Source organism: Streptomyces sp. NPDC057623, from assembly GCF_042800355.1.
Classification (GTDB): domain Bacteria; phylum Actinomycetota; class Actinomycetes; order Streptomycetales; family Streptomycetaceae; genus Streptomyces.
Map to the genome: position 1 here is coordinate 1 of NZ_JBHVGZ010000073.1, position 15,935 is coordinate 15,935.

Below are 15,935 nucleotides of genomic sequence, written 5' to 3' on the forward strand. Positions count from 1 at the left end.
GAGCCCGGCGCTCTTCAGCCCTGCGACGGCGGTCTTGGCGAGCGCGTCGAGGTCGTCGGTGGTCAGGGTGCGGTCGCCGCCGCCGACGAGGGTGAGCGTGCCGTCGCCGTAGACGACCTTCGTGGTGAGCCGGTGGTCCGGGCCGAGCACGGTCAGCGCGGCGGTGGAGGTGGCGAGCTTGGTGTTGGAGGCGGCCATCAGCGCGGTGTCCGCGTCGTGTCCCCACACCACCTTGTCGGACTTGGCGTCGATGACGACCCCGCTGAGGGTGCTGCCGAGACGGGTGTCCTGGCTGCGGGTGTTCAGGTTGTCCGCGATCTTCTGCTCGGCGGCGTCGAGTTCGGTGACACCGGCCTTCGCGGTGGCCTTGCCGGCGGCGAACGCGGACGGGCCGGACAGGACCGCTCCGGCGACAGGTGCGGTCACCGCGAGCACGGCCGCCCGGCGCAGCGCCGGGTTCGGCGTGCGGGCCTTGCGATGACGACCACTGCTGCGGACTGCGGAGGGGAGATGCATGAGGTGCCTCGATACGTGTGTCATGTCGGGTGGGGTGACGGGGTGATGACGCCAGTGAGTTCGACTCGGCGGTTCGCCGTACGGACGGCGCCAGTTGACGCCGCTCGGCCTACTCGCGGTAGTAGGCGTCGTAGATCGAGATCACCGATGTGTTGCCCTTCTTGTCGGTGACCTCGGCCCGCAGTGAGACGGACTTCCCCCGGGCCGGGTTCTTCACGGTGACCTTGCCGTGGGTGACCGTGGCCTTCTTCCAGATGCGGCCGTGGTCGTACGACGCCCACACCACGAGGGACTTGAGGTTGCGGCCCTTGGCGGGCCCCTCGACGGTGACCGGGAAGGTGGCGGCCTTGCCGGTCACCCTGCCGTCCAGGCCGGTGGCCGGGCTGAAGCGGACCGTGGAGGCCGGGAGCCGGACGCCGTCGGCGCCGGTCTTCTTCGAGCGGAACGTCCAGGTGGCGTCGGTGCGGGTGGAGACCGCCGACAGCCGGGCGCTGCGCCTGACCGAGGTGGTCAGCCGGTAGGCGGCCTCGCCCGCCGGGACCTTGAAGGTGGTGCCGGTGACGAGCGGGGCGCGGCGGGTGGCGAGCTTCTTTCCGTCGCGGTAGAGCGTCGTCGTCGCGGAGGTGGTGTCCGAGTCGCCGGAGTGGCCCGCGCCGTCGGTGAACGGGGGCAGCACGCCCGCGATGGTGTTGCCGTCGCGGCGGACACCGCTGTCGCTGCCGGACGGCATCCGCGGGCCGAACACCGCCGTGTTGAAGCGGAACCGGTACGTGCGGCCCGCCTCGGGCGTCAGATAGTCGTCGACCGAGGAGACCACCTCGGGGACCGGGTTGCCCTCGGAGTCCTTCTTCCCGGAGTACTGGGAGAAGTCGGGCCGCCACTGGGCGCCCTCGACGGCCGACACGTGGTAGGTGCGGGTGCCGGGCAGCTTCTGCGGGACCGCGTCGGCGAAGCCGGACCGGTAGCCGAAGCCGTCGGGCACCGAGGCGGTGAGGGAGACCGCGCCGGTCTTCCCCGGCACCGAGGAGCCCATGCCGACCTTCAGGGTGGCGAACTCGCCCGCCGTGTAGTGGTGGACGTACGCGCCCTTGATCTCCTTCACCGGTGCGGCGGCCACGATGTCGTACTCGGTGTTCTTGGCGGTGGTCCACTGCCCGGACCAGTTCTGCGACAGGCTGTCGACCTTCGGGCCGATGTGCGCGAGCCGGATGTCGGCGAAGGAGCGCAGCATGATGCCGGTGCCGTTCTGCCCGCTCGGACCCCCGTAGTTCTTGTACGACACCCACGCGTTGAGCGGCCTGGCCTTGGGGTCGGGCACGGTGATGTCGGGTGACTTCGCCTTGTTCAGGTCCAGCGTGAGCGTCATGTCCCTGGTGACGGTCAGCCTGGGCGCCACCAGCCAGTCGAGGCCGCCCTCGTAGGTCGCGAGGTTCCTGGAGCTGGCCGACTCCAGCATGTACGTGCCCGGCGCCACCCGGAGGGTGGTGGTGTCGTCGGTGTGCTCGGGAGTGAGGGTCGCACTCTGTTCCGGGCTGTCGACCGACAGCAGGTAGGCGACGTGCGCGGAGGTTTGCCCGGGGCGGTCGACGTACCTGAGCGTGAGGTCGTAGTGCTCGGTCTCGCGGATGACGCCCAGCGGTGTGGTGACGCTCTGGCCGTCGCCCGTGGCCGTGACCCGCGCCGACCAGCCGCCGTCGAGCTTGCCGCCCGGCCGGGTGTTCACGGTGACGTCGACCGACGCGCTGCCGTCGGCCGGCACGGTGACCTTGCCCGCGCCGAGGGTGAGGAAGGCCGCCGGGGCCGCCTTGCCCTTGGGGTCGCGGGCGGCTCCGGAGAGGCTCAGCGTGATGTCCTTCGTCCCGCTGTTGCGGTAGGTCAGGCGCCGGGTGACCGGGGTGTCGTCGGTGTGCGGCCACTGCTGGAGGGGGAGGTCCAGCGAGGCCGGCTCGGCGACCACCGTCCCCGTGACGGCCCGACCGACGCGGATCCGGCCCGCGCCGCCCTGGAACGCCGTGTACGAGCCGCCCTGCGCGGAGGAGACGAGCGCGGTCTTCAGCTCGGCGGACGTCCAGTCGGGGTGCTGCTGCTTGAGCAGGGCGGCGGCGCCCGCGACCTGCGGGGTCGCCATCGACGTCCCCGAGAGCGTCACATAGCCGGCGGGCTTCTCGCCGACATCCCTGGCGACCTCACTGCCCCTGGCCGAAGCCGCGGTGATCTGTACGCCGGGTGCGGTGACGTCCGGCTTGAGCCTGCCGTCGACGGTCGGGCCCCGGCTGGAGAAGTAGGCCAGCTTTCCCTTGCCGTCGACCGCGCCGACGGTGAGCGCGTCGGCCGCGCTGCCCGGGGAGTCGACGGTCGAGTCGCCGGCCTCGCCCTCGTTGCCGGCGGCGATGGCGAAGAGGATGCCCTTCTCCTCGGACAGCTTGTTCACCATGGCTTCCAGCGGGTCCACCCCGGGAGTGTCCTCGCCGCCCAGGCTGAGGTTGACGATGTCGGCGCCCTGCGCGGCGGCCCACTCCATCCCGGCGAGGATCGAGGAGTCGTCGCCGCCCTCGTCGCCCAGCACCTTCGCGTTGAGCAGCTTCGCGCCCGGCGCGACTCCCTGGTACTTCCCGTTGGATCCGGCGCCCGTGCCGGCCACGATCGACGCGACATGCGTGCCGTGTCCGACGCGGTCGGCGGTGTCCTTGGAACCGGTGAAGTCCCTGGCCGCGATCACCTGGTTCTTCAGGTCCGGGTGGGTCGTGTCGATGCCGGTGTCGAGCACGGCGACCTTCACGCCCTTGCCGTCCAGGCCCTTCGCATGCGCGGCCGGGGCGCCGATCCCCGACACGGACGTGTCGAGGGCCGCCTTGCGGATGCCGTCCAGCCAGACGTGGGAGACACCGGGGGCGAGGGTGTCGCCCCGGGTGACCGCGCCACCGTTGGTGACGGCGTCCCACAGCTCCGGCGTGTCCTGCCGGGGCGTGCGGACGGCGTCCGCGTTGAGGGTCCGGAAGGCCGAACGCAGCGTTCCGGTGTCCCGGACGTCGGCCTTGGCCGTCCTCGCCGTGCCCTGGTAGCCGACGATGACCTTCAGGCCGTTCTGTCGGCTCCCGCGGCCGGCCACGTCGCTCAGCTCGGTGACGTCGAACAGCCGCTGGTCCAGTTTGCCGTTCGCCACCAGCCGGGCCGCGTCCATCGGCACGACCAGGGTGTGACCGCCGACGGTCCGCACCTGCACGGGCACGCGCTCGCGCCCCTTGGCCCGCTCCACGCCGACGACCTGGTTCCGAGTGTCGAGGATCACACGGTCGCCGGTGATGAGGGGGATACGGCGGGAGCCGCCGCCGGCCGGGTTCCCGGCAGTGCCTTCGGCGGCCTTCCGGGCGGTCGGTACGGCGGCGGATCCGGTGGTAGTACCGGCCGGCGCCGCCTGGGCCGCGGCGGCCGGGCCCGCGACGGTCAGACCGGTGCTGAGCGCCACCGTCGCCGCCGTGGCCGCGACAGCGGCGTATCTCACGCGCTGGTGCAAGGCTCCCCCTCTTGGAGCATGTCGATCGATCTGCTGGGATGTGCTGGGCGGCGGAGATCCGCAGGGTCCTCCGGGTCTTCCGGGCCCCCTGGGATCCGCCGACGACACCGAGGCTGGCAAGCGGAACGTTGATGCACAGCCCCCTCCACCAGGTGAAACAACTCGGAACCCGTCGTACTGGTCGGCCTCAACCCGGGTGAGCCGTCCACAGGAAGAGGTTGACCCTTGGCACGTCCCGAGAGACCGCTCGACCCGGAGTCCGGGCCCGTGCAGCGGCTCGCGCACGGCCTCCGTGAACTGCGCCGTGCCGCGGGCAGCCCGTCGTACCAGGTCATGGCCAGGACGGCCGGCTGCTCGGCGACAACGCTGTCCCGGGCCGCGGGTGGCGCGCGGCTGCCGTCGTTCGACGTCCTGCGCGGCTACGTACGGGCCTGCGGCGCCATCGAGGAGCTCGCGGAGTGGGAGACACGCTGGAAGGAGGCCGAGGCGGCCACCACAACCGCGGTACCGGCGGCTGCCGAGGAGGCCACGAGCGCGCCGTACCGGGGGCTCGCCCGCTTCGAACCCGCCGACCGGCATCTGTTCTTCGGGCGCGACCGGGCGGTGGGGGAGTTGAGCGGGCTGGTCCGCGACCACCGGCTGGCGGTGCTGTTCGGGGCGTCGGGGAGCGGGAAGTCGTCGCTGCTGCGGGCCGGGCTGATTCCCGTACTGCAGGAGAGGGCCGGGCGTCACAACAGCGACGGTGGGCCGCCGGTGGCGCTGCGGATCCTCGCGCCGGGGGCGCGGCCCGCCGTCACCCACGGTCATCTGCTGGCGCCCGCCGAGGGCGAGCCGGAAAGCTGGGTGGTGGTCGACCAGTTCGAAGAGGTGTTCACACTCTGCCAGGACCAGGCCGAACGAGCCCGGTTCATCGACCTGCTGCTGGCGGCGCGGGACCCGGACAGCCGGCTGCGGGTACTGATCGCCGTCCGTGCGGACTTCTACCCCCGCTGCCTGGAACACCGTGGCCTCGCCGACGCGCTGCGCGGCGCCGCGCTCGCCCTCGGCCCGATGACGGCCGACGAACTGCGCGAAGCCGTCGTCAAGCCGGCCGCGACCGCCGGTCTGCTGGTGGAGCGGGAGCTGACCGCTCACCTCGTCGACAAGATCCTCGACGAACCGGGCGCGCTGCCGATGCTCTCCCACGCCCTGCTGGAGACCTGGCGGCGCCGTCGCAGCCGGATGCTGAGTCTGGCCGCGTACGAGGCGGCCGGTGGGGTCCGCGGTGCGATCGCGGCGACAGCCGAGGAGGTCTACGGCGGCCTCGACCCCGACGAGCAGGCCGCCGCGCGTCGGCTGCTGCTGCGGATGGTGGAGCCCGGGGGAGAGCCCGCCGGTCCCCATGGCCGGGAGTCCGGCGGAACCACCGCCGACACCCGGCGCCCGCTGAGCGCCACCGAGCTCGCCGAGTGGGCCGACCCCGAGGTGCCCGGCGTCGTCGAGCGGCTGGCCGGGGCACGGCTGCTCACCGTCGACGAGGACGGCGTCCAGCTCGCCCACGAGGCGCTGATCAGCTGCTGGCCGAGGCTGGCCGGGTGGCTGGCGGAGGACCGGGAGCGACTACGCCATCACCGGCGGCTGGCGGAGGCGGCCCGCGCCTGGCTGGAGGCCGACCGGGACCCCGGCGCCCTCTGGCGCGGCACCCGGCTCGACCTCGCCCGCGAGGAGTTCACGCACGACGACACGCTCACCGCGGCCGAGCGGGGCTTCCTCACCGCCGCCCTGGAGGCCCGCGACGCGGAACACCGTACGGCCGTCCGGGCCGCGCGCCGCTCCCGGCTGCTGCTCACCACGTTGTCCGCCGTTGTCGCGGTGGCCATGGCCGTCGGCCTGGTCGCGGTGACACAGGCCCGCGCGGGCGAGCGGCAGCGCACGGAGGCCGCCGCCCGCCGGGCCTCCGCGGTCGCCGACTCCCTGCGGACGACCGAACCGCGCACCGCGATGGGGCTGAGCGCCGCCGCCTGGCGGCTTGCCGAGCTGCCCGAGTCGCGCCGCGCCCTGCTCGGCGCCCTCGCCCAGCCCGAAGTGGACACCTTCACCGCCCCCGAGCCGGGCGCCAGGTCCGCGCACTACCTCGTCGACGCGGGCCGGTCCCTGCTCGGTGTGGAGGGCCGGAACTGGCGCACCTGGGACGTGGCCACACACCGCCGCACCGCCTCCGGAACCCTGCCGGCCGACGCCGAGGTGTTCGCCACCGGCCCCGACGCCCGCACGCTCGCGCTCACCGTGGACGACGGCATCCGGCTGTGGGACACCGCACGGGACCGCTGGGTGGGCGAGCCCCGGCCGCGGCCGAGCGGCACTACGTATCTCGCCCTCGGCGGCAGCGGACGCGGCTATGTGGTGGGCGACGTCCGGGCCGACGGCGCCGACGGGGTCGACGGGCAGGTGCAGCTGCGTTCCGTCGCCGACGGTCGGCTGCTGTTCGCCACGCAGGTGCCCGGCGGTGCCCAGGTCGTCCCGAGCCCCGACGACCGGTACATGGCCGTCTGCCCCGCCGGGAAGGCGCCACGGCTCTGGGACACCCGGGACGGCCGGGAGATCAGCGGGGCCTGGCAGCAGGCGGACGGACTGTGCGGCGACGGCGTACGGCTGCTGTTCGGCGGCGGGGCCCGCGGTACCGCCCAGCGGTTCGCCGCCGTCGACGCGAACGGTGTGAGCGTCTGGGACACCGGGACCCGGGGCGAGGTCGCCACCCTCTCCGACCCGGAGGTGACCTCCGCCGTGTTCAGCGCGGACGGGGCGTTCCTGGCGACGGTCAACGGCACCGGGATCACGGTCTGGCGGGCGGCGTCCCCCGACGCGCCGGTGTTCCACCAGCCCCTCGACGAACAGCAGGACTACGGCACCCTCGCCTGGGATCCGGACCACAGCACGCTGCGCTACCTGGACGTCGACACCGTCCACTCCTACGACACCACGACCGCCACCACGGCGGCGTGGCGCGAGGAGGCCCTGGCCGACGCGCTGCTCGCCCCTGACGGCGGCACGGTGGCCACCGCACGGCTCACCGGCGGCGGCTACCGCTTCGAGCTGCGGGGGACCGCCGAGGACACCGGTGCCGGTGCCGGGGACGGCACGCGCCGCGGCTCCGGCACCCAGGCCCTGCCCGCCGTGCCGCTGCCCGGCCCGGCCGACCCCGAACGGCCCGTCGTGGCGGGGGAGACGGCGCCGTTGATGGCGTTCAGCCCGGACGGCGAGATGTTCGCGTACGGGGTCTCGGCCCTCGCGCAGGACCCCGCCGAACAGCGGATCACCGTCTGGGACGTGGCCCGCGGCCGGGTCCTGGCCACCCTGGGGACGGCCCCGGCGCGGCAGTCCGCCGACAGCGTGCTCTCGATCGCGCTCGGCCCCGGCGGCCACATCCTGTACACGGCCCGCCAGAACGCCGAGGGCGGTGTGGTGAACGAGGTGTGGGACGTGACCCGGGGCCGCCGGACGGGCACGGTGGCGAAGCCGGCGGGCTCCCTGCTCGCGGTCCGCCCCGACGGCTGGCTGCTCGTCGGCGACAGCCGTGCCGTCCGCGTCCCCTCCGGCCGGCCCACGGAACTGGGCCCGGCCCCGGACGACGGGATCACCGCGCTCGCCTTCACCGCCGACGGCACCCGTCTCGCCGCGGGCGACCGCACCCGCCGCGTCACCCTCTGGGACGGCGACCTCGGCGACCACGCGGACATCCTGCGCGACGTCTTCCCCGACTCCCCGGCCGACAGCCCGGAGGAGATCGGCGCCGTCGCCCTGAGCCCCGACGGCCGCACCCTCGCCGTCGGCGGCGACGAGGGCACCCTGCAACTCTGGGACACGGACGCCCGCCAGCCCCTGGGCGGGCCCCTGCCCACCCCCGGCGAGGCGATCACCTCCCTCGCCTTCACCCCCGACGGCCACACCCTGTACGCGAGCGGCACCCACGTCCCCGTCCAGCCCTACGACCTCGACCCGGCCCACGCGCTGCGACGCGTCTGCGCCCGCGCGGGGGACCGGGGCCTGACCCGGACCACCTGGCGGACGTACCTGCCGGACGCCACGTACCGGAAGGTGTGCGACGACCACTAGCCCCTCACCAAGTCAGACGCCCTGTCGGAGCTGATCCCGTGGACGCGCCCTGGAAGAGGCTGCCCAGCGCGGTCGTCCCGCGTGTGGTCGATGCCGAGCCGCTCTCCGGCGGCTGACCGTAGGGGCCCTCGTCGCATCCGGTCTCGCCTTGTCCCGCGGGTGCGGGTCGGTGGCGCCGCCGTGCGGTGCGTTCGGTCATCTGAACGGTGGCCTTCGACCGCGGGGCGGGAGGGGGCGTCAGGAGTGCGGCAGCCAGGGGGTGAGTGCCGTGTCGACGGCGTTCGCCACCATGTCGCTGTCCAGGTGCACACTGAGCACGAACCGTTGGAAGAGCAGAGGGCCGACCGGCCTGGGCGAGGAGCTCCCGGGCATGTTCGACGACTCCGGGCCGGAGTTCCCCGCGTGCGACCGCCGCCGCGAGCGCGTCACCGAAGTGTGCGTCGGCGCGGCCGAACGTCTCCTCGCGGATGCGGCGTAGCGTGGGACGGTCGGCAGCGACTTCGTCTACGGGCAGAGCGGTGACACGGTCTACGCCAGCGTGAGTTGCCACATCCCGGACTGAGTTCCACGGGCGCAGCCATGGCCGGCCGAACAGTGTCTGTCGGACAGCTTCACCGGCCATGGCTGCGCGTGCAGGAGGGCCTCCCGGGTCGCCTCTTCCTGGACAGCCAATCTTCGAGACAGATTGACTCACACGCTCACTCTAATACATGCTGTCTCATAGATCGGGCGGGCAGCCACCCGAGCTGGTCGGGACTGCCACGTTCCTCGACGATGACGATCCAAGGAGAGAGCCCATGACTGCGCGTATGCAGGAAAACGTCGTTGTCCTCCGCTTCGCCGACCGGGACGCCGCCTACCACGCCCTCGCCGGCCTCAGCTTGCTCGACTCTGCCGCGGTCAAGGTTCGGGGCGCCGTCCTGATGGAGCGCATGGAGGACGGCACGATCCGTGTTCCCGTGGCCATGGAAACCGGCGTGCGGGGCGACGCGGTCAACGGTGGGCTGACCGGTGCGCTCCTCGGCGTCCTCGGCGGCCCTCTGGGGATGTCGCTGGGGTGGGGTATCGGCGCGATCATCGCCTCGGGTCATGACTGCACGCGGAGCGGGGCTACGGCCATTCTCGCCGAGGTCGGGGAGGCCGACACCGATGCCCTGGACCTGCTGGCCATGGGCCACGACGCGATTCTTGAGCGCTCCCCGGCCGGTGTCGTACGAACCGAGCTGAAGACCATGGAGGAGGCGGCCGACCGGATCAGGAAGGGCACGGCGGCAAGCGACCTCGGCAGCGCGTATGCCGTGGTCGGACAGTCGGCCGAGGGCTCTCTCCCGTGACGCGACAGCATAGGCTTGCCGCGTGAGGGATCCGAAGGTCCCGGACGCCGCCTGGTGATCGGACGGGATTCTTCGACTGCTATTGCCCAAGACCGGGAAATGCGGCGGCGCGGCTGCCTCCCCGCCGGGGAGTGCCGATGCGTGGCGCGGTCTGGTCTGGGCGGAGGTACCTGACACACCCCCACCCCCCACCGGGTGTGCTCCCTCCTCCGCGGGATCTGTCCCGTGTGCGCGGAGTCGTGCGCGCGTACGGCAGGCGGATTCGACGGCGGGAGGGTCTGCAATAGCCCTCTTTCGCGGGCGGTCTGAAAAGCCCGTTCGCCCCAACTGGAGATCCGGCACCGTGATTCAGCCCCCCACCCTCGGAATCATCGGCTGCGGAAGGGCCGGCAGCGCGCTTGCCCGGCTCGCTGTCGCCGCCGACCTGAACGTCGTGGTCAGTAATTCGCGTGACCCTGGGTCGCTCGCCGCCCTCGTGGCGGAACTTGGCGCACATGCCTGTGCCGCAACGTCGTGCCAGGCCGCCCGTTTCGGCGACATGGTCGCCCTTGCTGTTCCTCTGAACGCCTACGATCGGCTCCCCGCTCCGGAATTGCGGGGAAAAACCGTTGTCGACCTCATGAACTACTACCCGGAGCGACACGGCAGGATCGCCGAACTGGACTCGGGAGAAGAAGCGACGTCCAGTCGTCTCGTCCAGAACCATCTGGTCGACTCCCGCGTGGTGAGAGTGTTCAGCGACATCGACTTCCGTCTCCTGCAGCCCGATCCGAGACGGGGCCCCGCGGACCGGAGCACTCTGCCGATCGCCGGCGATGATGCGGAGGCCAAGGCCGAGGTGACCCGGTTGCTCGACCTCCTCGGCTACCACGCGTTGGACGTCGGGACCTTTGAGAGCAGCCGAGCCCTCACAGTCCTGGCGATCGCCACCGAACAGGCCAGGGCTGTGACCCGGGTGATGGCCGAGAGGCTGGATGTCATTGCCCCGGGCGCTCCCGGATACGTGAACTGGCCCGCCGCTTCCTGGTCCGCCTCCACAAGGATCTGCCTGGCACCTCAAGAGCAGCGGATCATGGCGCTGGCGGCCGCAGGTCGGTCGGTGACGGAGATGGCCCGGGAGATGTACCTGTCGGAGAAGACGGTCAGGAACTATCTGAGCCGCATCTACAGAAAGCTTGGGGTGCGAACCCGAACCGAGGCGGTTCTCCGATGGCTTGGGCGCACCGATTCCCCTACGGCCGTCGCACCCGCACGAATGTGTGGGTGAGCGGACTGTCTGACAGGTGGAACGTGACCGGGGCATGCGGATCAGTCGAGGCCGCGTCCGCTCCTGGTCAGGGTGCGGGCGAGCCGGTCCAGATAGGCGCGGTGGGCGCCGAGGATGTCCCGCTGGCGGTCGGAATGATCGAGCGCAGCCGGGCCACGCCCTGCGCGCGGTCCTGGTACTCGATCGGTTCCGTGGTGAAGCCGCTGGAGATGTGGGTCGGCCCGTTCTTCAGGTGCGCGACGACGAGCCCCCCGCCAGGGCCGAAGTGGAAGCCCTGCTGAAGGTCCAGCCCGTCGCCGTGCACCATCCAGCGCAGGCTCATCCCGCCCACGTAGCGGGGCTGGTAGCGCTCGCCGAACACGTGCCGACGGACGGTCGAGCGGATGCCGTCGGCGCCGACGACCAGGCCGTAGTGCGCTTTGCCGCCGTCGGTGAAGGTCATTTCCACACCGGAGGGACCGTTGGCCAGCGCGGTGACCGTGAGCCCGAGGGGCAGCAGGTTGACACCCTCGCGGCGCGCGGCATCCGCCGGCACGCCTGCCAGCTCCGGCCGGTAGAGCACCATGCCGGCTGGCCGCAGACCCGACGAAGGGCCCTGGGAGGTCTGTGGACGCGGGCGCGCCCGGCGCGGGGAGGGTGTCGGGCGCGCCCGTGGGCGGGCGGCGTCAGGTGTGCCGCGGGTCAGGTCGGCTGATGAGGATGCCGCCGTGTCTGCGGGGCACGCCCGCCATGCGGAGTGGGCAGCGCGTTCCTGGGCTGCCGAGCATCGCCCGGCGTGAGCGCGCGGCAGGCCGACGACTCGGTCCGGCGCGGCGACGAAGCAGCGGAGGCGGGACGGAGGGGCGCGCGTCGATCGGCCTCGCGGTCCTGTCGGCAGACGTGACGAGGCAGTGGGACTGCGCTACGGGCTGGTGGGGATGCCTGGACCCGGTTGGGCGTCGCTCCCCGCCGCGAGCACGTGCGAACGGCGACCGCCACGGCAGCGGCGCGGCGCGCTGACAGCCCACGCAGGTTGGCGTCGCCCGGCCGTCCATGACGGAAGGAGGTGAACGGTCGGCTGTTCTGAGTCGTCGAGAGCAACCAGAACGCTCACGGACCTCCGCGGCCGCGCCGGCCGAGGAGGTCCGTGAGTCGCGGAGAGAGGGCTCCGGGCGTACGCGGCCGGGGACCTCTCAACGCCTGCAGTCGTATGTGCTGCCGCTGCTGACCAGTTGGGAACCGCCGTCGGCGAAGCACTGCCCTTCCAGAACCGTCCGCACTCCAGAGCGGTCGCGCCACACAAAGGCGCCGTCCCCCCGTCCGGCGAACGCGGAACCGGCCCCCGCGATCTGGAGGCCCACCAGGACGGCTGCCGCGGCGGGTACGGTCCAACGGGCGCGACGGCTGCGCTTCGACACGATTTCAGGCATGGTCTGTCTCTCTCTTTGGTTCATCCGTACCGCACTTGCCGATTCTCGGAGCGGTGCAATTGACTTCCCCGTTGCGTCTGGACCGGCAGCGCGGAATCTCCGACTGGGGCCCTTGCGCTCTGCACAGGCGTACCAGCTGTCGCCTGACTCGATTTTCGCAGTGACTGTCGGGTGGCGCGTAGAGGCAAATGTCCTCAGTTCCGGTGCGGAGGTGCCATCTTCGACGCGCCGACCCAAATGAATGCAGGACCATCACGGAATCTCCTCGCAATTGTTCACCGGGCGCTGTTGGCCTGCAGAATCATCGAGATGTGACTGCCGTAACTCGTAGCAGACGAGCGTCACTTGAACGGTGCTCGGCATTCACTCGGCGGCACTTCCCGAAACGGAGCGGTCATGTCGGGCCTGCTCTCGGCCCACGGTCGTGCCCTCGTTCCTTTCTCGACAGCAAGGATTTCCATGCCCACCATCACCCCCCACAACGGCCCGATACCGGGCGTGAGACGAGTGGCCCGCGCGACCGCGGCCGTCGCGCTGACCGCCGCGCTCTGCGCGTTCGGTGCGCCGTCCTCCGCGTTCGCCACCGACGGTTCGTCCCACGACGCCCCGGCTGAAGGCACCCCCAAGTCATCGGCGGACAAGCTCGGTTCTGCCGACGCCGCGCTGCTCGCCGAGGCGAAGGCCACCGGCGAGAAGTACGTCACGATGATGATCGCCACCGCACCCGGTCGGACCGAGCAGGTCGCCAAGAAGTTGGACGCCGTCAAGGGTGGTTCCGTCGGCCGCGCTTACGACAGGCTCGGCTACGTACGGGCCACCGTGCCCACCTCCGGGGCGGACGCGGCCATCACGGCCGCCGCGAAGCTCTCCTCCGTGCACGCCGTCGATCTGCGGCACGAGATGCGCGTCGACGACCCGCGGCAGGGCGTCGGCGCCGCCGGGCGCGATGGGGCGCAAGCGAGTTCGGACCCCTATCCCGGGCCAGGGAAGGACACTCCGGCCGTCAACCCGTACAACCCGTCCTTCGAGACGGGCGCCGTCGCCTTCGTGAGGGACCACCCGAAGGCGGACGGCCGCGGCATCACCGTCGGTGTCCTGGACACCGGTGTCGACGTCGACCACCCCGCGCTGCGGAAGACCACGACCGGCGAACGCAAGATCGTCGACTGGGTGACCGCCACCGACCCGGTCATCGACGGCGACGCCACCTGGCGCTCCATGAGGACCGAAGTGTCAGGACCGGACTTCACATATGACGGAAAGAGCTGGAAGGCACCGGCGGGCTCGTACCGCGTCAACGTCTTCCGCGAGTCCGCGACGGAGGTCGGCAAGGTCGAGGACGGCCTCCCTGACGGCGACGTGAACCGCGACGGTGACACCACGGACGACTGGGGCGTGCTGTACGACTCGGCGGCCGGCACGGTCACCGTCGATGTCGACGACGACGGCGACTTCACCGACGACACGCCGATGAAGCCGTACAAGGACGGCTTCCAGGTAGGGTACCTCGGCACGGACGACCCCGGGACCGGGATCGCCGAGCGCCAGCCGTTCGTCGTGGAGATCCGCGAGGACGTCCCGTTGGACCCGCTGGGCGGCTCCGACGTCGGCAAGAAGGCGGACTTCGTCAACATCGGCGTCGTCTCGGAGTCCCATGGCACCCACGTCGCCGGAATCGCCGCGGGGAACGGGCTGTTCGGCGGCGAGATGGACGGCGCGGCCCCCGGTGCGAAGATCGTGTCGTCCCGCGCCTGCGCGTTCGGGCCCACCAGCTGCACCAACATCGCCCTCACCGAGGGCATGATCGACCTCGTGGTCAACCGCGGCGTCGACATCGTCAACATGTCCATCGGTGGGCTGCCGGCGCTGAACGACGGCAACGACGCCACCTCCGAGCTGTACACGCGGCTCATCGACACCTACGGTGTCCAGCTCGTCATCTCGGCCGGCAACTCCGGCCCCGGCGCGAACACCATCGAGAATCCGGGCCTGGCCGACAAGGTGATCTCCGTCGGCGCGGGAGTCTCCAGGGAGACCTGGGCCGCCAACTACGGCTCCGAGGTGGCCGACGAGTACGGGCTGTTCACCTTCTCCTCGCGCGGTCCGCGCGAGGACGGAGGGTTCACGCCGACACTGGTCGCACCCGGCTCGGCGGTCTCCACCATCCCGTCCTGGATGCCCGGCAGCCAGTTCTACGGGGAGTACGCGGGCTGGAACCTGCCCGCCGGCTACGCCATGTACCAGGGCACGTCGATGGCCTCCCCCCAGGCCGCGGGTGCGAGCGCGCTGCTGCTGTCCGCCGCGAAGCAGCAGGGCGCCGACCTCAGCCCGGTGCAGCTGCGCACCGCACTCACCTCCACCGCCGTCCACATCAAGGGAGTTCAGGCATACGAGGAAGGCGCGGGCCGTATCGACATCCCCGCCGCGTGGAAGGCGGTCGAGAAGGGCGCGAGTGCCCACGACTACACCGTCCGGGCGCCGGTGGACACCGTCCTGGACCAGCAGCTGGAGATGCCGGGCTTCGGTACGGGCGTCTACGACCGCGAGGGCGGGCTGAAGGCCGGCCAGAAGAAGACGTACGACGTCACCGTCACCCGCACCTCCGGCCCCGACGGCCCCGTCCGCCACGAACTGCGGCTGGAGAACAACCAGGCCGACACCTTCGCGATCCTCGGCTCCCCGACGGCCGAACTGCCGCTGAACGAGCCGGTGACCGTCCAGATCCAGGCCGCGCCCGCCTCCGCGGGCATCAAGAGCGCCCGCCTCGAAGTCGACGACCCGGCCACCGAGGGCGTCGACCGGCAGATCCTGACGACCGTCGTGGTCTCCACCCCGGCCGAGTACACCTACTCCGTCCCGGGCTCGGTACAGCGCAACAGCGCGAACAGCTACTTCGTGACGGTCCCGGAAGGCGCCAGGACACTGGAGGTCAGGCTCGGCGGCCTGAAGGACGGCAGCTGGACGACCGCCGACGCACTCCAGCCGTCCGGGCTCCCCGCCGATGACGACGACCCCACGACGTCGGAGGTCGCCACGTACCCGAACCCGCAGGCCGGAGTCTGGGAAATCGTGGTCGAGTCGTACTACGCCACGGAGCCGCTCGACAATCCGTACACCCTCGACGTCGCCGTCTACGGCGCGTCCTTCGACCCGGACCCCGTGACCGTGCCGGAGGCCGAGGCGGGCACCCCGGCCGCCGTCTCCTGGACCGCGACGAACGGATACGCGGCCGTGGACGGGACGCTCAAGGGAGGCACACTCGGTTCCTCGAAGACCGCCCGCCCGACCATTGCCGACGGTGCGACACAGACCACCACGGTCGAGGTCCCCGAAGGCGCCACATCGCTGGACGTGGCCATCGGCTCGCCCGCGGACAACGCCGCCGACCTGGATCTCATGGTGTACGACGCCAAGGGGGACCTGGTCGGCTCGGACGCGGACGCCGATGCCGAGGAATCCGTCTCCGTCGCCGACCCGGCCGCCGGTACGTACACGATCGAGGTGCTGGCCTACGACGTGCCGTCCGGTTCGACCGCCTTCGACTACCGCGATGTCTTCTTCTCGACCGCGCTCGGCTCGGTCACGCCGGACGGCTCGGGGTCGGTGAGGCTCGGCACGGGCGCCGCGACGACCGTGTCCGCACACGTCACAGCCACGGCGACCGTACCGGAGGGCCGCGACCTGTTCGGCGAGGTACACCTCGTGAACGACCGCGGGACGGCCGTGGGCGAGGGCACCGTGACCATCGGAAAGGTCACGCAGTAACCGCAGGCCCGGGCCACCGCCATCTGCCCATGCGGTGG

General features: G+C 71.7%; 9 protein-coding genes. 4 read left to right on the top strand and 5 right to left on the bottom strand.

Translation table 11 applies throughout. The annotated features are described in order from the left end of the window. On the bottom strand, nucleotides 1-516 hold a 516-nt coding region (locus tag ACFU95_RS42065; RefSeq protein WP_383840122.1), incomplete at its 3' end, for a D-alanyl-D-alanine carboxypeptidase. Nucleotides 517-625: 109 nt separating this feature from the next. Beyond that, complete coding sequence (locus ACFU95_RS42070) at nucleotides 626-4,018, bottom strand: S8 family serine peptidase (protein ID WP_383840125.1); 3,393 nt, start codon at nucleotides 4,016-4,018, stop codon at nucleotides 626-628. Between the two features lie 237 nt (nucleotides 4,019-4,255). Between ACFU95_RS42070 and ACFU95_RS42075 the strand changes: the two genes are divergently transcribed. Then, the gene (locus tag ACFU95_RS42075) at nucleotides 4,256-8,122 is read left to right on the top strand and encodes a hypothetical protein (protein ID WP_383840128.1); all 3,867 of its coding nucleotides are present in this window, start codon (nucleotides 4,256-4,258) and stop codon (nucleotides 8,120-8,122) included. Nucleotides 8,123-8,359: 237 nt separating this feature from the next. On the opposite strand, the gene ACFU95_RS42080 is transcribed toward ACFU95_RS42075, so the two are convergent. Further along, nucleotides 8,360-8,494, bottom strand: a complete 135-nt coding sequence (locus ACFU95_RS42080) for a hypothetical protein (RefSeq protein WP_383840131.1) — start codon at nucleotides 8,492-8,494, stop codon at nucleotides 8,360-8,362. A gap of 425 nt (nucleotides 8,495-8,919) precedes the next feature. Here ACFU95_RS42080 and ACFU95_RS42085 point away from each other — a divergent pair, with 425 nt between their 5' ends. Both ACFU95_RS42085 and ACFU95_RS42090 read left to right on the top strand, forming a co-directional pair. Next, nucleotides 8,920-9,456: a hypothetical protein gene (locus tag ACFU95_RS42085; RefSeq protein WP_383840134.1), complete on the top strand. Its 537-nt coding sequence runs from the start codon at nucleotides 8,920-8,922 to the stop codon at nucleotides 9,454-9,456. A 343-nt stretch (nucleotides 9,457-9,799) separates the two neighbouring features. Beyond that, entirely contained in the window at nucleotides 9,800-10,723 is a 924-nt protein-coding gene (locus tag ACFU95_RS42090) for an NAD(P)-binding domain-containing protein (protein ID WP_383840136.1), read from the top strand. A gap of 67 nt (nucleotides 10,724-10,790) precedes the next feature. Here the strand turns inward: ACFU95_RS42090 and ACFU95_RS42095 are convergent, their stop codons facing one another. Both ACFU95_RS42095 and ACFU95_RS42100 read right to left on the bottom strand, forming a co-directional pair. Then, complete coding sequence (locus ACFU95_RS42095; protein ID WP_383840139.1) at nucleotides 10,791-11,288, bottom strand: hypothetical protein; 498 nt, start codon at nucleotides 11,286-11,288, stop codon at nucleotides 10,791-10,793. Nucleotides 11,289-11,895: 607 nt separating this feature from the next. Then, on the bottom strand, nucleotides 11,896-12,132 hold the full coding sequence (locus tag ACFU95_RS42100; protein ID WP_383840142.1) for a hypothetical protein: 237 nt from the start codon (nucleotides 12,130-12,132) through the stop codon (nucleotides 11,896-11,898). A gap of 459 nt (nucleotides 12,133-12,591) precedes the next feature. On the opposite strand from ACFU95_RS42100, the gene ACFU95_RS42105 reads away from it, so the two are divergent. Next, complete coding sequence (locus ACFU95_RS42105) at nucleotides 12,592-15,897, top strand: S8 family serine peptidase (protein WP_383840145.1); 3,306 nt, start codon at nucleotides 12,592-12,594, stop codon at nucleotides 15,895-15,897. The last annotated feature ends 38 nt before the right edge of the window (nucleotides 15,898-15,935 follow it).